This is a genomic window from Streptomyces sp. LMG1-1-1.1 (assembly GCF_040815545.1).
GTDB lineage: Bacteria > Actinomycetota > Actinomycetes > Streptomycetales > Streptomycetaceae > Streptomyces.
In genome coordinates, this window is record NZ_JBFPNH010000030.1 from 57,202 (window position 1) to 74,723 (window position 17,522).

Annotated in this window: 14 protein-coding genes; 6 read left to right on the forward strand and 8 right to left on the reverse strand. The window is 72.2% G+C overall.

Translation table 11 applies throughout. The features are described from left to right. Positions 1 to 26: 26 nt before the first annotated feature. Both MRBLMG1_RS17640 and MRBLMG1_RS17645 read right to left on the reverse strand, forming a co-directional pair. The gene (locus tag MRBLMG1_RS17640; RefSeq protein WP_414721600.1) at positions 27 to 242 is read right to left on the reverse strand and encodes a ferredoxin; all 216 of its coding nucleotides are present in this window, start codon (positions 240 to 242) and stop codon (positions 27 to 29) included. Next, a complete protein-coding gene (locus MRBLMG1_RS17645) occupies positions 239 to 1,396 on the reverse strand; it encodes a cytochrome P450 (RefSeq protein ID WP_367824985.1) in 1,158 nt (385 codons plus the stop codon). Before MRBLMG1_RS17645 ends, MRBLMG1_RS17640 begins: the two co-directional genes overlap by 4 nt. A gap of 285 nt (positions 1,397 to 1,681) precedes the next feature. On the opposite strand from MRBLMG1_RS17645, the gene MRBLMG1_RS17650 reads away from it, so the two are divergent. Both MRBLMG1_RS17650 and MRBLMG1_RS17655 read left to right on the forward strand, forming a co-directional pair. Next, positions 1,682 to 2,422: an SDR family NAD(P)-dependent oxidoreductase gene (locus MRBLMG1_RS17650; protein ID WP_367824986.1), complete on the forward strand. Its 741-nt coding sequence runs from the start codon at positions 1,682 to 1,684 to the stop codon at positions 2,420 to 2,422. A gap of 145 nt (positions 2,423 to 2,567) precedes the next feature. After that, the gene (locus tag MRBLMG1_RS17655) at positions 2,568 to 3,989 is read left to right on the forward strand and encodes a LysR family transcriptional regulator (protein WP_367824987.1); all 1,422 of its coding nucleotides are present in this window, start codon (positions 2,568 to 2,570) and stop codon (positions 3,987 to 3,989) included. A gap of 57 nt (positions 3,990 to 4,046) precedes the next feature. Here MRBLMG1_RS17655 and MRBLMG1_RS17660 read toward each other — a convergent pair whose 3' ends face one another. From MRBLMG1_RS17660 to MRBLMG1_RS17685, 6 genes are all read right to left on the reverse strand, one after another. Continuing rightward, a complete protein-coding gene (locus MRBLMG1_RS17660; protein WP_367824988.1) occupies positions 4,047 to 5,723 on the reverse strand; it encodes an ABC transporter substrate-binding protein in 1,677 nt (558 codons plus the stop codon). A gap of 211 nt (positions 5,724 to 5,934) precedes the next feature. Next, positions 5,935 to 7,116, reverse strand: a complete 1,182-nt coding sequence (gene argJ, locus MRBLMG1_RS17665; protein WP_367824989.1) for a bifunctional glutamate N-acetyltransferase/amino-acid acetyltransferase ArgJ — start codon at positions 7,114 to 7,116, stop codon at positions 5,935 to 5,937. 147 nt (positions 7,117 to 7,263) lie between these two features. After that, positions 7,264 to 8,241 carry a clavaminate synthase Cs1 gene (gene cs1, locus MRBLMG1_RS17670; protein WP_367824990.1) on the reverse strand — a complete coding sequence of 326 codons (978 nt, stop codon included), beginning with the start codon at positions 8,239 to 8,241 and terminating at the stop codon, positions 7,264 to 7,266. A gap of 16 nt (positions 8,242 to 8,257) precedes the next feature. Continuing rightward, entirely contained in the window at positions 8,258 to 9,199 is a 942-nt protein-coding gene (gene speB / locus MRBLMG1_RS17675; RefSeq protein ID WP_367824991.1) for an agmatinase, read from the reverse strand. A gap of 63 nt (positions 9,200 to 9,262) precedes the next feature. Then, the gene (locus MRBLMG1_RS17680) at positions 9,263 to 10,795 is read right to left on the reverse strand and encodes an asparagine synthase-related protein (RefSeq protein WP_367824992.1); all 1,533 of its coding nucleotides are present in this window, start codon (positions 10,793 to 10,795) and stop codon (positions 9,263 to 9,265) included. 2 nt (positions 10,796 to 10,797) lie between these two features. Beyond that, positions 10,798 to 12,519, reverse strand: a complete 1,722-nt coding sequence (locus MRBLMG1_RS17685; protein ID WP_367824993.1) for a thiamine pyrophosphate-binding protein — start codon at positions 12,517 to 12,519, stop codon at positions 10,798 to 10,800. Positions 12,520 to 13,055: 536 nt separating this feature from the next. On the opposite strand from MRBLMG1_RS17685, the gene MRBLMG1_RS17690 reads away from it, so the two are divergent. From MRBLMG1_RS17690 to MRBLMG1_RS17705, 4 genes are all read left to right on the forward strand, one after another. After that, entirely contained in the window at positions 13,056 to 14,627 is a 1,572-nt protein-coding gene (locus MRBLMG1_RS17690; protein ID WP_367824995.1) for a penicillin-binding transpeptidase domain-containing protein, read from the forward strand. Positions 14,628 to 14,818: 191 nt separating this feature from the next. Beyond that, entirely contained in the window at positions 14,819 to 15,610 is a 792-nt protein-coding gene (locus tag MRBLMG1_RS17695; protein WP_367824996.1) for an AfsR/SARP family transcriptional regulator, read from the forward strand. A gap of 187 nt (positions 15,611 to 15,797) precedes the next feature. Continuing rightward, positions 15,798 to 16,790, forward strand: coding sequence for an MBL fold metallo-hydrolase (locus MRBLMG1_RS17700; protein WP_367824997.1), 993 nt, complete (start codon positions 15,798 to 15,800; stop codon positions 16,788 to 16,790). Between the two features lie 96 nt (positions 16,791 to 16,886). Beyond that, entirely contained in the window at positions 16,887 to 17,483 is a 597-nt protein-coding gene (locus MRBLMG1_RS17705; RefSeq protein WP_367824998.1) for a BLIP family protein, read from the forward strand. The last annotated feature ends 39 nt before the right edge of the window (positions 17,484 to 17,522 follow it).

Consider the following 17,522-nt stretch of genomic DNA (forward strand, 5'->3'; position numbering starts at 1 on the left):
CGTGCGGGGGCGCCGAGGGGGCCCGCTCAGGCCTCGGTGACCGTGATGGCCGCGCACGGACACAGGTCGGCGCACAGCCGGGCCGCCTCGTGCAGCTCGGGCGGGGGAGTGGCGTCCAGCAGGACCACGGTCCCGGTGTCCGGGTCCTGGTCGAAGATCTCCGGCGCGCCCGCGGCGCACCGGCCCATGGCGCAGCACGCGTCGGTGTCGACCGTGACGGTGAGCCGGTCCACGGCGCTCACCAGGTCACGGGCAGGGCGCCGAGGCCGTAACTCGACACCTCGTGACGGAAGTCCAGCTCGTCGAACGGGACGGCCAGCCGGGCGCCGGGCATCCAGCGCAGCACCGCGGCGAGGATCTCCTCCAGTTCGACCCGGGCCAGCCACTGGCCCAGGCACTGGTGCATGCCGTGGCCGAAGGCCAGGTGCCGACGGGCGTCGCGGTGCGGGTCGAGGCGGTCGGGATCGGGGAACACCCGCTCGTCCCTGTTGCCCGCGGACAGCGAAAGCACCACGCCCTCACCGGCCCTGATCAGGACGTCGTCGAGCTGTACGTCCTCGATCGCCGCCCGGGCCAGGCCGTTCTGCACGATGGAGTGGAAGCGGAGCAGCTCGTCGACCGCCTGCGGCAGCAGCTCCGCGTCCTCGGCCAGGGCGTCCGCGAGATGCGGGTCGGTCAGCAGGCTCAGCAGGCTCAGGCTGGCCTGGCTGGTCGTCGTGCCGTGGCCCGCCACCAGCAGCAGCCGGCACATCGGGACCAGTTCCTCCACGGTCAGACGCCCCGGGCGGACCTGGTCGAGCACCAGCCGGCTGATCAGGTCGGAGCCGGGATCCGCCAGCCGCTCCTCCACCAGCTCGCGCAGGTACCCGTCCAGCTCGTCCCGGGCCTTCCCGACCTCGTCGGGCGTGTAGCCGCGGTCGATGAGGACCGCGCTGCGGGTCTCGATGAACTCCCGGCGGTCGTCGCCGGCCCCGAACAGCAGGGTGATGACGCGGGACGGCACCGGGATGGTCAGTCCCTGCACCAGGTCGACGGGCCGTTCCCCGGTCACCAGCTTCGCCAGCGTCTCGTCGAGGAGCTCCCGCACCGCCGGCCGCAGGGCCTCGGCCCGGCGGGCCAGGAAGTCGCGGGTGAGCATGGAACGCAGCCGGGAGTGCTCCGGGTCGTCCATGCGGATGAACGACGCGGACTTCGGGTTCGCCCGCACCAGCGGCGAGGTGCGGGTCAGCATGGGGAAGCCCGGCGCGCTGGTGACCGCGGTGAGGCGGCGGTCGCCGAGCAGCGCCCGTACACCGGCGTGCGAGGTCACCAGCCACACCTCGCTGCCGTCCCACAGGGTGACCCGGCTCGCGGCCCTCCCGGCCCGCAACTCGGCGAGCCGCGGCGGGGGATCCACCGGTGAGACGCGGGGCATCGGGTACGCCGACGCCTCCTGCCGCTGTCGAGGAGCCGTCTCGCTCATCATCCACCGCCCAATCGCCGTGCACGGAACGCCATGTCGTGCAGCCAATCTGCCGGAGCGGCGAAGGCAGTGCCCGGGCGCCTTCCGCCGGTCGCATAACCCGGCGGAAACAGTCATAACCAGGAACGTGATGAGGGGCCCGCCGTCCCCGTATTCTCCGGAAATCCGTACGCCGGAATTCCGTCGGCCGGGGCGGCGGCGACACCACAGGGAGACACGATGTCCGCACTGCAGGGGAAGGTCGCGCTCGTCACCGGGGCGAGCTCGGGAATCGGCGAGGCCACGGCCCGGATGCTGGCGGCCGAGGGCGCCGCCGTGGCCGTCGCCGCCCGCCGGGTCGAGCGACTGCGGGCGCTCGCCGACGAGTTGGCCGCCGCCGGGGCGAAGGTCCACGTCGTCGAGCTCGACGTCACCGACCCGGCGGCCGCACAGGAGGCGGTGCGCTCCACCGTCGAGGCGCTGGGCGGCCTCGACATCCTCGTCAACAACGCGGGCCTGATGCTGCTCGGGCCGATCGAGGGCGCCGACCTCACGGACTGGACCCGCATGATCGACACCAACGTCCTCGGCGTGCTGTACATGACCCGGGCCGCCCTGCCGCACCTGCTGGAGAGCCGGGGGATCATCGTGCAGATGTCCTCCATCGCGGGCCGCACGGTCGTCCGCAACGCCGGCGTCTACCAGGCCACCAAGTTCGCCGTCGGCGCCTTCAGCGAGACGCTGCGCCAGGAGGTCACCGAGCGCGGGGTGCGCGTGGTGCTCATCGAACCGGGCACCACCGACACCGAGTTGCGCACCCACATCACCCACGCGCCGACCAAGGCCGCCTTCGAGGAGCGGGTCGGCAGGATCCGCAGGCTGAGCGCCGACGACGTCGCCGAGGCGGTCCGCTACGCCGTGACCGCACCGCCGCACGCGACCGTCCAGGAGATCCTCGTCCGCCCCACCGACCAGGCCTGACGGCTATCGTCCCGGTCTCCGCGCGCTCTCGGCGCGCGGCGCCGAGGAGCGGCAGAAGAGGACCGCCTGCCATGATCGATTCCGCAATTCCAGAAAACCAACGGGCAATTCGGCGTTGATTCTTCGATGGAAAAAGGAATCGAAATTGTCACTCTTGGTGGAGTGGGAACCGGTCGCCGACGGGACGGAATGCCTGTCCGCCATCGGCCGGAACGACCTGTCCTTGCTGGCCGCGGTGGGACAGTACGGAGACATCGCGGAAGTGGCCCGGCGGGCGGGCGCGCGGCACGGCACCGTGGACCGCCGGCTCGACCGGCTCGACCGGGCCGTCGGCGCCCCGCTGACGCTGCGCGGCCCGCACACCGCGCGGCTGACGTCGGCGGGCTCCCGCCTGCTGGTCGCCGGACGCCGCTTCTTCCGCCGGATCGACCTCGCCGCGCGCACCCAGCTCCTCGGCCACCGCTCCGAGGCCGTCGACGCCCCCGAGGTGCTCTCCCTCGCCACCACGGCCCCGCTCCCCGAGGACGTGGTGGAGGACGCCGCGGCCACCCTCTGCCTGCTGCTCGCGGTCCGCCACGAGGAGCCCAACCAGGTCACCGCGCACCTCACGGACTACCTCGTCGACGCGGCGTACACCTGGACCACGGGCGACGCGCCCAGCCACTCGCCGGAGCGGCCGACGCGGACCCACGAGGTCCTCGACGACCCCCTGTGGGTCATCCTGCCCCGGGACCACCCGCTGGCCGCCAGGACCCGGATCTCGCTCGCCGACCTGCGGGACGAGACCTGGGTCTCCGAATCGGGGCCCGCGTCCGAGATCCTGGTGGCCCGGGCCTTCCAGGCGGCCGGCCTGCCGGCGCCCGCGCGGCTCCAGGTCGCCGACGCCTCGGTGGTGCGCGGCATCCTGAGCCGCGGTGACGCGATCGGACTGGGCTCGCCGGCGCATCCGGCCGCGCACGCGCCCTCGCTGGTGCGCCGCTCACTGGTGGAGCGCCCGCGCCGCACCGCGAGCCTGCTGGCCGACCCCACGGTCGTCCCGCCCGCGCTGGCCGCCCGGCTGGCCGCGCTGATCGCCCGCGGCCATCTGCGCCGCTTCGCGGCCGACCACGGCGACCTCCTCGACGAACCCTGGTGGACCCGGTGGCACGCCGAGCAGACCCGGCGGCACGCCGACCCCGCCGGGGCCGGCCCGGACCCCGACGCTCCGGCGATGCCGGCCGAGGGGCGCAAGCTCGACGTGGAGGACCTGCACCTGCTGCGGGCGGTGGCCCGGCACGGCAGCATCAACCGGGCGGCGGCCGTGCTGTCCATCAGCCAGTCCGCGCTGACCCGGCGCATCCACCGGCTGGAGCACGCGCTCGGCGCGCGCCTGCTGCTGCGCAGTCCCCGGGGCACCAGCCTCACCGGGCCGACCCGCCGGTTCCTGTCCCTCCTGGACGGGTACGAGGCCGACTTCCGGCAGGCGGCCGCCGCCTGCCGCTCCGCCGGGCGGGCCCAGCCGTCCGGCCCGTGGCCGACCGGTCACGCCGCCGCGGCCGCCGTACGCCTCTCGCGCGAGGCGGGCTGACCCGGCCGCCCCGCCCCGCGCACCCGGTGCGATGTGCGGGGCGGGCCGGGTCCGCGCTCAGCTCGCGCCGAGCGCCACGTAGTCGTACATCCCGAAGGAACCGGTGACGTAGACGTTGCGGGTGTCCGGGTGGCGGTAGAGCAGGGACCGCGGGTAGAGGTACGGGACGATCACCGCGTGCTCCATCGCCAGCCGGTCGATGCGGTGCCAGATCTCCGCGCGCCGCACGGGGTCGGCGGAGCGCGCGCCCTCGTCGAGCAGGGCGTTGATCTCGGGATCGTCCAGCTCGCCCATGTTCTGGTTGCCGCGCTCCTTGATCGCCCGGCCGTCGACGAGCTCCTTGAAGAAGCCGTACCCGTCGGGGAAGTCGGCGCCCCAGCCGAACATGATGATCCCGATGCCGTGCTCGCGCAGGTACGCGGGGCAGCCGCCGTAGAGGTCGAAGTAGTCGCCCGAGGGGAAGTCGACGACCTCGGCCTCGATGCCCACCCGGGCGAGGCCGGCCGACAGGGCCTCGGCCGCCCGGTACTCCTTCAGGCGGTCCTTGCGGGCCGCGATCCTGGTGCGGAAGCCGTCCGGGAGGCCGGCCGCCTCGAGTTCGGCGCGCGCGGCGTCCAGGTCGCCGGTGGCGTCGGGGCCGACGGGGTAGCGGTCGAACGGCTGGTACCCGTCGAGCGTCGGCGGCAGGAGGGTGGTCGCGACGTCGCCGCCGACCGGTCCGCCGTAGGCCAGCTGCATCGCTGCCTTGTCGGTGGCGAACTGCACGGCCCGCCGGCAGTGCACGTCGTCGAACGGCGCGATGTTGCTCGACAGGCAGTAGATCCAGGTGAAGCCGGTGAGCGGGTTGTCGGCGTTCGCGCGCAGCGCCGGGTCCGCGAGGATCCGCTCCTGCGTCGCGGGCTGCACCCCGAACCCGGCCAGGTCGACGTGCGCCTCCCCGGCGAGCAGCATGCGGTCGACCTCGTGCGGGTCCTTGCCGAGGTGGACCTCGACGCGCTCGGCCCGCCGGACGCGCACCGGGTCGGTGGACGGGTCCCAGTGCGGGTTGGGCTCCAGGACGGCGAGCCGCCCGCGGGTGTAGGAGGCGACCCGGTACGGGCCGGTCGCCACCGGTCCGAGCCGGTAGTCGGCGCCGGTGTCCCGGTGGCGCGGGACCGGCGTGGTGCTCGGCATGGTCGCGAGGAGGTCGAGACCGGCGAACGGTTCGAGGAGCCGGAAGACCAGGGTGCGGTCGTCGGGGGTCTCCAGGGTGACGGGGCCGTCCGTGTCCGGCTCCCGCCACGGGCCGCCGTAGTCGGTGCCGAGCAGGTGGCGGAAGTAGGTCGGCCCGGCGCCCAGCACGTCGGTGCCGTAATTGCTGCGCGCGATGGCGTACTTGACGTCGGCGGAGGTGACGGGCGTGCCGTCCTCGTACTTCAGTCCGGCGCGCAGCCGGTACGTCCACACCCGGCCGCCCTCGGAGGATTCGCCCAGCGCTTCGGCCAGGTCGGGCACGAGCCGCTGGCCGTCCTTGCCGGGGGCGGTGTCGAAGGTGACCAGGGTCCGGCCGACGAGCCGGAGGAAGTTCCACGTGTAGGCGTAGTAGGTGTTGCCGGGGTCGAGCGAGTCGAAGTCGTCCGTGCGGGCGAGCCGGAGCGTGCCGCCCGCCGTGCCGGTCGGAGCGACCACACCCCGCACGGCGGCGTCGAACCCCTCGTCCCCCTGGTCCACGGTCTCCGACCGAGTGGTCTCCATGATCCTCCAGCCTTCGTCGCGATGCCGTCCGCCCCATCCTGGGGGCGGCGGCGGGCGGGCGAGGAGGTGCGGCGGGCGGTACGCATAGCCCGGGGGCCGGTCGGCATATCCCGGCCTGACGCGGACCGGCCTGACGGGGACCGGCCCGGGGCGGGGCCGCGGCCACCGCCCCGGGCCGGCCGGGTCGGGTCAGGTGGGGATCAGGTGGGGATCAGGTGGTGTACTCCGAGTTGAGCCGCACGTACCCCTCGGTGAGGTCGCAGCCGTACACCGTGAAGGCCCCGTCGGCGATGCCCAGGTCGACGCCGATGATCACCTCGTCGCCCTTCAGGTGCTCGGCGACGGCGTCGCGCAGCGCGTCCTCGTCCCCGCTGCCCCGGGCGCTCGGCGGGTAGACCTCGACGTCCCCGAAGCGGACCGTGACCCGCTCCTGGTCGATGTCGGTGTCCTCGGAGCACTTGCCGATCGCCATCGTGACGCGGCCCCAGTTGGGGTCGCAGCCGTGCACGGCGGTCTTCACCAGCGGGGAGTTGACCACGGCCTTGCCGACGCGCTTGGCCTGGGCGTCGTCGCGGGCGCCGGTGACCTGGACCTCGATGAGCTTGCTCGCGCCCTCGCCGTCGCTCGCGATGTCCTTCACCAGGGCCAGCGCGACGGTGTGCAGCGCCTGCTCGAACTCCGTCGGATCCACCTCCCCGGCCAGCCCGTTGGCGAACAGCGCCGCCGTGTCGCTGGTGGAGGTGTCGGTGTCGATGCTGACCGCGTTGAAGGTCCGGTCCATCACCCGCCGGAAGATCCGGTCCTGCTCCTCGGGGTCGAGTCGGGCGTCCGTGGCGAAGAACGTCAGCAGCGTCGCCATGTCGGGCTCCATCATCCCGACGCCCTTGGCGATGCCCACGAGGGTGGCGTCACCGACCCGCACCGAGACCTCCTTGGGCCGGGTGTCGGTCGTCATGATGGCGCGGGCCGCCCGGTCGAAGCCGCCCTCGGGGAACGGCGTCGCGAGCGTCTTGAGGTGCTGCCTGATCGACTCCATCGGATACTGACGGCCGATCACCCCCGTGGAGGCGATGAGCAGTTCGCCCTCCGGCACGCCGAGGGTGCGCGCGACGGACTCGCGGACCTCGCGCGCGTTGGCCTCGCCCTCGCGGCCCGTGGCGACGTTGGCGTTGCGTGCGATGACCACGACCCCGTGGGCCCGGCCGCCGGCCGCGGCCTCGCGGCTCAGCACGACGCTCGGTCCGGCGAACCGGGAGCGGGTGAAGACCGCGCTCACCACGGCCGGGACGGTGGAGGCGAGCACGGTGAAGTCGTCCCGGCCGTCGTCGGCCAGTCCCACCGGTGCCGTGTGGGTGACGAATCCCCGCGGTGCGCGCGGTGTGGGCTCGGACATGAAGGCGTCTCCTGTCACGCGGATGGCGGGGCGACGGCGGTCTCCGTCGCCCCACCGCATCACTTCCAGGTTCTCAGCATATCTATGCGTACGATCGCGCCCCGGCACCGAAGAGGCGGCGGGGCGCGACCGGCGGTGCGGGAAGGGTCACCGGCGAGGCGTGAAGGAGACGACGTCGCCCGCGCGCTCACCACCGGAGAGCTGGCCGTTGCGCTCGGTGCGGATGTAGACGCGGTGCAGCCAGCGGTCCTCGCCGTCCCAGCGCGGGCTGAACGGCGTACGGGCGTGCGTGGTGCGGAAGTTGTCGATGATCAGCACGTCGCCCGGTTCGAGCTTGATCCCGGTCGTCACGTCGTCGAGGGCCTGCGACAGGGCGGCGACGGCCTCCTTGTCGGCCGGGTCCTCCGGCGCGAGCAGCTCACGGTCGTACCCGAGGAACGGGTCGCGCTCCTCGCCGTACAGCGGCTTGACCTCGGCGATGGCGCCCGGGTCCTCCTCGCCGCCGCGGAAGGCCACGTCGACGCAGCACGGCATCCGGCGGTCGAAGAGCCGCGCCCGCGTCCGCTCGTCGAGCAGCGGCAGCGCCTTGCGGACCGAACCGACCAGCGTCTCGGCCCGGCGCTCGTGGTCGGCCCGGGAGCAGGCGAGCATGACGTAGTTCGGCTGGAGGACGTGGTACGCCATCTCCGTGTGGAACTCCAGCGTGGTCTCGGAGGTCTCCGAGGACAGGTAGTGCGCGCCGGGCGACGGGTACACGTCGTGGTAGACCGTGCCGGAGCGCAGCTCCCGGTACCCGGTGTGCAGGCCGAGCCGGCGTCCGGTCAGGGCGAGCATCGCCTCCATGACGAACAGCGGGCGGTCCAGCGGGGCCGGGGTCGTGGTGGGCGTGTCGGGCAGTTCGGACGGGTCGACGGGCAGCCCGCGCAGCAGCAGGTAACCGTCCGTGTTGCCTTCGGCGTTGAACGAGTCGAGGGCGGCGGACAGCCCCTTGGGCAGGTCCTCGGCGAGTTCCCCCGCCTGGTCGAGGAAGTCGTACAGATCCGCGCGGGGGACCTGGGGGAGCCGCCCCGCGAGGCCCAGCAACTCCTCGCGGTAGGGCGCGCAGTCGATGATCGGAGAAGCCATGACGCCGTGTCTCCTTCTACTTCTGGATCCGATGGGCGCGGGCGTACTGGTAGAGCATTTCCGCGCCGATTTCCGTGGCGAGCACGGAGGTGATCCCGCCGTGGTCGTAGAGCGGGGACACCTCCATCACGTCGAAGCCGATCGGCTTGAGGTCCCCCACGCACCGCAGCAGCGCGAGGACCTCACGGGAGCTGAGGCCGCCCGGCGCGGGCGTGCCCGTCCCGGGGGCGAAGGCCGGATCGACCACGTCGACGTCGACGGACACGTAGACGGGCCGGCCCTTGATCCGCTCGCGGACGAGGTCGGCGGTGCCGCGTACGCCCAGGTCCGAGAACTCGTCGGCGGTCACCACGCGCACTCCGTTGTCGCGGGCGTAGTCGAGCGAGTCCGGCTTCGGGTTGTGCCCGCGGATGCCGATCTGGACCATGGCGTGCGGATCGACCAGCTTCTCGTCGATCCCGTGCCGGAACGGGGTGCCGTGGTGGTAGAGGCCGCCGTAGAAGGCGGGGTTGGTGTCGGAGTGCGCGTCCAGGTGCAGCACCGCCACCGGGCCGTGCTGCTCGGCGACCGCGCGCAGGGCGGCCACGGTCAGCGAGTGGTCGCCGCCCAGCATCAGGAAGGCCGCGTTGGCCTTCAGGAGGTGGGCCAGGTGCTTCTGCGCCGTGTCGATCGCGATGTTCATGTCGAACGGGGTCAGGTCCATGTCCCCGGCGTCGACGCAGTCGATCAGGTCGAAGGTGCCGGGGCCGCGGTCGATGCCGACCCCGTGGATGAGCCCCGACTCGTTGCGGATCGCCCGCGGGCCGAACCGGGCGCCCGGACGGTAGCTGGTGCCCCCGTCGTACGGGGCCCCGATCACCACGACGTCGCGGCCGCGGGGGTCCCGGTCGTGCGGCAGCCGCATGAACGTGGGTATCTGCGCGTAGCGGGGTGAGACGTGCGAGTCGATGCGCTCCACGGCTTCAGCAACCCTCCTGGAAGTCGACGACGGACGGGAACGGGTCCCGGTGGACCCGGGCGCTCATGCCGCCCCGCGGGCGAAGCGTTCGGCCACGGACCGCACCGTGTCGGCGGTGCTCACCTCGGAGGGGTGGCGGCCCGCCACCACGGTCAGGTCGAAGAGTTCGCGGACCACGTGCCGCTTGGCCTCCCGGACCGACCGCTCCGCGACCCCGTGCCCCGTCAGCAGCAGGGAGAACGACGACGTGGTGCCCGAGCCCTCGTGGACGCCGAGCTTGGGCCGCGTGACGGTCTCCTCGGGCAGCGCGTCGGCCAGGGCGGCGCGCAGCACCCACTTGTCGCGGCCGTACCGCCGCTTCAGCCCGGCCTCCAGGGAGACGAGCAGGTCGAGGACGTTCCGGTCCCAGTACGGGTGGGTGGTCCAGTGGCCGCCGAGCAGGGACAGCACCGGGGACATCTCGTTCAGGCCGTCGAAGGTGGCCATGTCGTACGCCACGGCCGTGTCGAGGTTCGGCAGCCGGTCCTCGCGGTGCATGCCCGCGAGCGGGATGTCCGCGCCGTATCCGGTGAGGATCCGGCGGGCCGGACCGCCGAGTTCGCGGTAGAGCGCGACCAGCGGCAGCAGGTACTCGATGATGTCCGGGTCCACCGACTCGGCGGCCCACACCGCGTACGGGAGCTGGGCCAGCAGGTCGGCGGTGGGCACGGTGATCTCGCGGTGCGCGGTGCCGAGGTGGTCGACGACGGCGCGGGCCTGGGCGAACTCGTCCGACGTGTCGGTGCCCATGGACACCGTGTCCAGCGCGCCGGCCGCCCGGTGCGCGCAGGCCGCGACGCCGGAGGAGTCGATGCCGCCGGAGAGCACCACCAGCGGGGTGTCGCCGGTGGGGACGCGGACCGCGACGGCCTCGTCGAGCGCGGCGCGGACGGCCGCCACCGCCTCGTCCTCGGGCACGATCCGGCGGGACAGCGGGGGCCGCCAGACGGGGTGGGCCTCGACCGTGCCGGACTCCAGGTCGGTGTCCCACACCGTGCCCGCCGGCACCTGGTAGACGTCCGGCAGGCCCGGCACGCGCCGCGCGTCCGCCAGCGGGAAGCCCCGCGGGTGGCGGTGCTGGGACAGGGTTTTGGCCTCGGTGGACGCGGTGACCTCGCCGGGCGTCACGCGCGCGTACAGCGGTATCGACCCCGCGTGGTCGGTGGCGAGCAGGACGCGGCGCCCGGTGGCGACCACGGCCGCGAAGCGCCCGTTGAGGAGCCGGAAGGCGTGCGGTCCGTAGTGGCGCAGCAGGTGCAGGAGCAGCTGCGCGTCGCTCTCCGGTTCGGGCCCCGGAGGCAGTACGGAGCGCAGGGCCTCGCGGTTGTAGAGCTCGCCGGCCAGCAGCACGGCGGTGTCCGCGTCCCGGGCCTGGGCGCCCTCGGGTGCGGTCTCGGGCCCGTGCACCAGGACCGCGGAGAGGTTCTGGTCGGGCAGGGACGTGTGGATGTCGGTAAGGCTGCCGTGGGCGGCGAATGCCGCGTGGGGCGCCCGGCCCCCGCCCGAACGGGCGGAGGCCAGGAACCCGTAGGCAGCCGGCAGCGCCGGTGCCTTCATGGTCAGATGCTCAGGGCGCCGAAGCCGCCCGGCTGGAAGTCGTAGGAGATGGGGACCTCGATCAGGAAGGGGCGGCCCAGCTCGGCGCCCTTGCGCAGGGCGGCGAGGAGTTCGTCGCGGTCCGTGGCCTTGGTCGCCTCGACGCCGTTGGCCTCGGCGAGGGCGACGAAGTCGACGCCGGTGAACTTCACCGCGGGGTCGTGGCTGCGGTGGTGGCCGATGTTCTGGTAGAGCTCGATGAGGCCGTTGGTGTCGTTGTTGACGACGACGGTCACGATCGGCAGGTTGAGGCGGGCGATGGTCTCCAGGTCGGCGCTGTTGGAGTGGAAGCCGCCGTCGCCGGCGATGAGGAAGGTGGGCTCGTCCGGGCGGGCCATCTGGGCGCCCATCGCGGCGGGGATGCCGTAGCCGAAGCTGGAGCAGCCGGCCGAGGTGAGGAAGCCGAAGGGCTGGTCGGCGCGGGCGAACAGCACGCCGTAGTGCCGGAAGAAGCCGATGTCGGAGACGATGGTGCCGCGGCCCTCGCCGGCGACCTCCGCCATGACCGTGTTCATCGAGTCCATGACCTGGTGGACGCGCATGCCGTCCTCGTAGGCCTCCGGGTCGGCGAGGAACTCCGCGATCCGGGCGCGCAGCGGGGCGATGTCGTGCCGGTCCTTGGCGGCGAGCTCGGCGGTCGAGGCGTCGAGGTGCTCGACGAACGCCAGCACGTCGGTGACGACGTCGACGGTCGGCCGGTACACGCGGGGGATCGGGTTGGCGGTGGGCGAGACGCGGACGGTCTTCTTCTCGGCGCCCTTCTGCCACATGGAGGGACGCAGGTCCTCGGCGTAGTCGTAGCCGAGGGTGAGGATGAGGTCCACGGGGGAGAACAGGGTGTCGAGGGCCGGGAAGTTGAGGATCCCGTCCATGTAGCCGGTGACGGCCCCGTAGTTCAGCTCGTGGCCGTGCGGCAGGACGCCCTTGGCGATGTACGTGGTGATGACGGGGACGTTCAGCCGCTCCGCGAGGGCGCGGATGGCGGGCACCGCGCCGGAGCGGATGGCGGCGGCGCCGACCACGAGGACCGGGTGCTCGGCGTCCGCGAGCAGCTCCGCGGCCTCCTCGGCGGCCTTCTCCCAGCCGTCCGCGACCGCGCCGATCGGCTTGACGGGGGTGCGGGCCGGCGGGTTCGGCGCGGAGGCGTCGATGCCCTCGCTGGAGCCCAGCAGGTCGACGGGGAGGGAGATGAAGGACGGACCCACCGGCTCGGTCATGGCGGCGGTCACCGCGGAGTCCACCAGGTCGGTGATCTCGTGGGGGCGCTGGAGCTCCACCGCGTACTTGGACATCGGGGCGATGATCGCCACCGAGTCCAGGCACTGGTGGGTGTCGTTCGGGAAGATGTCGTGGGACTCCGACTGGGCGGCCAGGGCGATCACCGGCGAGCGGTCCAGGACCGAGGTGGCGATGCCGGTGGACAGGTTCGTCATGCCCGGGCCGAGGGTGGCCCAGCAGGCCTGGGGGCGGCCGGTGATGCGGGCGAGGACGTCGGCGGCGACACCGGCGGTGAACTCGTGCCTGGTGAGGACGAAGTCGATCCCCTCGACCTCGTCGAAGAGGATCGACGCGGCCTCTCGGCCGACGACTCCGAACACCTTCTCCACACCGTGCTCGCGCAGCCGGGACAGGAGCGCGTGCGCGGCGGTCGGTTCGGTGCTGGGGCCGGTCGATACACGGGACATGGAGTCTCCAGAGTCGGTCGGATGGGCGATGCCGCCACCCTGATCGGGCCTCCTCTTCGTGTCCTCTTCCGGTCGTATCGCGGGGAGCGTCCGGAGAGCGGGAGAAGAAGGGGCGCGGTTCGGGCGGAGACGGGCCGTGGTGTCGGACGTCCGTGCGACCGGTTGCGATCCGGACAGTTCCCGCTCGCGGGAACCGGAGTTCGGAGAATATCTTCAGTGGACTAGTCCACTTGTGGATCTCCGGGATGCCCTCTTTCGTCGCCTCTCTTTGCTCCGTATTGCGGGGTCACCGACGGGTGGGGCCCGCGCTGTCCTCCTTTTTCCGCCGACTCGCCCAACACGCCTGTGGTTCCCCATTCTCGCGCCTTTCACGATTTCTTCACGTGGGCCGCTGTCCTGAAATGCTCGTGTGGGCGGTGGCGTAAAAGTCGGGTCCGCATAATCTCGACATCATGGCTAGCTATCGAAATCAGGACGGCTTACCCCGCACTCGCCGGGGACGCTCTCGTGGCTCTTCGGTCATCGCGACCTGTGTCGTGCTCGCCGCGGTCGCGGGAGTCGGTTACTGGGGATATTCCACTCTGTTCAAGGGCGCCTCGGGCGCCTCGGAGGACCCGAAGGTCGTGGCGGCGACGAAGGCGGTGACGGCCTTCCTCGACGCCTGGGAGGCGGGCGACGCCGGGCGCGCCGCGCGGGAGACGGACACCCCGGACGGCGCCGAGTCCCTGATCAAGTCCGTGATGACCAACCTGAAGCCCGCCACGACCCGGATCGACGCGGGCGAGGGCGAGCGGAAGGATGCGAAAGTACTTGTTCCGTTTACCGTGACGATGGACATACCCGGTGCCGGTGCCTATTCCTGGAAGTCGAAGGCCGACGTGGTCGAGACCGGCAAGGAGTGGAAGGTCGAATTCCGTACGGAGATGATCCACCCGGACATGGTTCCCGGGCAGACCCTCGCCCTCGACGCCCGCGACCGGGCCGCCGTCCTCGACGCCGAGGGCCGTGAGCTGAGGGCCGCCTCCCTCGTCGGCGCCGTCGACCCGCAGACCGGCAAGGGCGTCTCCGGCCTGGAGGCCCGCTACGACAAGCAGCTGACCGGCGGCTCGGGCCAGGGCAAGTCGGTCGTCGTGGTGGACCGCGCGTCCGGCCAGCCGGTCAAGACCCTCTCCGGCGGCGGGGAGGCCCAGGGCAAGCCGGTGCGCACGACCATCGACCCGAAGGTCCAGGAGGCCGCCGCGGCCGCCCTGGAGGGCGTCACCAAGAACGCGGCCGTCGTCGCGATCGACCCCACCAACGGCCACATCCTGGCCGCCGCGAACAAGCCCTCAGGGATGAACCGCGCCCTGGAGGGCCGCTACCCGCCCGGCTCGACCTTCAAGGTGGTCACCGCCGCCGCACTGCTCAAGCAGGGCATGAAACCCACGGACCGCGCCGACTGCCCCAAGTTCGCCAACGTCAACGGCCAGCGCTTCGAGAACCAGGACCAGTTCGTCCTGCCGGCCGGATCCACCTTCCGGGACAGCTTCGCCCACTCCTGCAACACCTTCTTCGTCGACTCCCGCGCCAAGCTGCCCCAGGCCGGCCTGCACGAGGCCGCCCAGGCCTTCGGTATCGGCGGCTCCTGGGACGTCGGCACCATCACCTACGACGGCAGCGTCCCGGTCTCCACCAGCGACAACGACAAGGCCGCGTCCACCATCGGACAGGCCAGGGTGCAGGCGTCCCCCCTCGTGATGGCCTCGATCGCCGCCACCGTGAAGGAGGGCGTCTTCAAGCAGCCCGTCCTCGTGCCGGACGCCGTGCGCAAGAAGTACGAGGCCCCCGCCCGCCTGGACCCCGGCGTCGTCGACTCCCTGCGGGGCATGATGCGGGCGACCGTCACCATCGGCGCCGGCAAGGCCCTCAGAGGCATCTCCGGCGAACCGCACGCCAAGACGGGCACCGCCGAGTTCGGCACCGAGACCCCGCCGCGCACCCACGCGTGGATGATCGGATACCAGGGCGACCGGAACCTCGCCTGGGCCGTTCTCCTTGAGGACGGCGGGTCGGGCGGCCGTGACGCGGGGCCCATTGCGGCCAAGTTCCTCAAGAATCTGACGGATTGACAGCCGAGGCCTTTGCGGTGAGTTTTCAGCCAGGCGCCGTTCCGCGCACTCACCGCGTTCTCCTCGATCGCCTAGGATCAGCGCGCGCACGTCAAAGGATTGGCAAGTACTGGCCACACGAAAACGCATCCAGCCACGCCCGCCCCATTCCGGCAGGGGCTTGGCTCGTCTTCGACGGGGGAAGTTAAGCCATGAGTACGTGGAATGAGGTGACGATCCGGCTTCTCGGGCCGGTGGCCCTCGTGCAGGAGGGTGAGCCGGTTCCCATGCAGGGGCAGCGGCAGCGGCGATTCCTCGCCGCCCTCGCCCTGCGGGCCGGACAGGTCGTCTCCAAAGAAGCGATCATCGAGGACTCCTGGGACGGCGAGCCCCCGCTCACCGTCACCGGGCAGCTGCAGACCTCGGCCTGGATGGTCCGCAAGGCCCTGACGCACGCCGGTCTCGCCCGCGACGTGATCCGTTCGCACGACCGCGGTTACGAACTGAGGGCGCCGCAGGAGTCCATCGACCTCTTCGTGTTCCGGGACGCGGTGCGGGCCGCCCGGGACCTGCACCAGCGCGGCAGGCACCAGGACGCCGCCGAACGGCTCGACGCGGTACTCGCCCTCTGGCGGGGCCCGGCCCTCGCCGACGTCACGTCGAGCCGGCTCCGCCTCAAGGCCGAGTCGCTCCAGGAGGAACGCACCGCGGCGGTCGAACTGCGCGCCCAGGCCGACCTCGGCCTCGGGTACTACACGGAAGCGATCAACCGCCTGTCCGGACTGGTCGACCACGACCCCTTCCGGGAGGACCTGTACGTCAAGCTCATGATGGCCTACTACGCGGAGGGCCGGCAGGCCGACGCCATCCAGGTCTTCCACCAGGCCAAGAAGATCCTGCGCGAGCAGATCGGGATCAACCCGGGCGTCCCCCTGACGAAGGTGATGCAGGCGATCCTGCGCCAGGACGAGCACTACCTGAAGGTCGGCTCCGGCAAGGGGTGACGGCCGCGCCCCACGGGCCCCCGCTCCTCGCCGCCGGCGGGGGACGGGGGCCCGTACGCGTGTTCCGGCGCCCCTCCGCGGGTCCCTCGTTCGGAGTACGGGGGTGACGTGAAAGGCACCGTACGTACCGAGACCTCCCGTATGGTCGCCCCATTCCAAGGGATCACGCACGGCAGGGGCGGCAACGTTGGCTGAACGACGGACGGTACTCAAGGGAGTTCTCGCGGCATCGGGCGCCGCCATCGCCGGGACGGGAACGTCCACCGCCGCACCGACGCCAGGACGCGGCGGCCCCTACTCCACCCCCGTCGAGCTGCGCTGGCTCGGCGTCGCCGGCTGGGAGATCGTCATCGACGGCGACCGCAGCATCGTCTTCGACCCGTACCTGAGCCGCATGCCCTGCCTCGGGCCCACCGGCCGACTGGACCCCGGACTGCCGCTGCGGAACGACCCGGCCGCCGTGGAGCGGGTGGCGGCGCACCACCTGGCCGGTGCGCCCGAGCTGATCCTGGTCAGCCACGGCCACTTCGACCACGTGGCGGACGTACCCCAGCTCCTCGGCCGCCCGGAGTGGCGGCGGTCCCGGATCCGCACGGTCTGCGACGAGACCGTCCGCCACCTCCTCACCGCCATGGGGACACCGCCCGCGCGCGTCGCCGACGTGATCCAGGTCAAGGGTGGCGAGTACCTGCAGTTCGACGGGTACACCGTGGAGGTCTTCCGCAGCCTGCACAGCCAACTGGCCGACCACGGCTCCTTCGCGCCCGGCCGCAGGGCCGCCCCGCCGCGCCGGCCGGCCGTCCTCGGGGACCTCGTCGAGGGCGACACGTTCGCCTACCAGGTGTCCGTCGACTCGGGCCCGAGGATCCTGCTCATGGGCGCCAGCAACTTCGTCGAGCGGGAGTTGAGCGGCATCCGACCGGACGTCGCCCTGGTGCCGATGAGTTCGCACGGCGCCGTGCACCGCTACGTGGAACGGCTGCTGCGCGCCACGGAGAACCCGCCGCTGCTGATCCCGACCCACCACGACGACCTGGTCGCACCGCTCGGCACGGCCGTGACCGCCCACGCCGAACGGACCTCTGCCGCCCAGCAGTTGTCCCGGCTGGCGCCGAGCGGCTGCCGCGTCCTCGACCCGGGGCCCCTGCGGCCCGTGGACCTCGGTACCGCGTTCGCCTGACCCCCGGCCCTCGGAGCCGGAAGAGATCATCCGGAGAGCGCCGTCGGAAAGGATGGCCGTGCATCCGGACAGATCAGGCAGGAAGGGCGTAAGGGTATGAGGAAGGCATGGCGCGCGGCGGTCACCTGGGTCGCGGCGGCTGCGGCGGTCACGGCCGGCGCCGGCGCGGCGCACGGCGCGCAGACGGGGGCGGACGCGGGCTTCAGCTTCACGGCCGAGAAGTACGCCGCGGTGCCGTTCGGCACGGACCGGGCCACGGTCTGGCAGATGGTCGTCGGGGCGGCGCAGTCGCCCCCGCCCGGCTCGGCGAGCGGCTGGTGCGAGAACAGCAGCATGACCATCCAGTGCTTCACCGCGAGCGGCGACTACGTGCCGTACGGGAACTTCAACTTCAACGCGGCCGGCACGCTGGTCTCGAAGCAGAACGAGTTCCTGTACAAGCCGGCGGCGCCGTCCATGACGCTCGCCAAGTACAACAAGGTCCAGCTGGGCATGACCGAGGCGCAGTTCTGGGCCGTCGTGCCCTCTGCCTCGTGCGTGGTCCGCGAGGAGGCGTACCCCAACTGGCCCGCCACGACGGGCCACAAGCTCGCCTACAAGTGCGACGCCTCGACGGGCCTGTTCCCGCCGGTCGCGTACTTCGACCTGACCGACGGCAAGGTCACGTACAAGTACCAGCGCGCCCTCACCTGACCGGAGGGCGGTGGCCGCACCGGGGCGGACGAGTGTGCG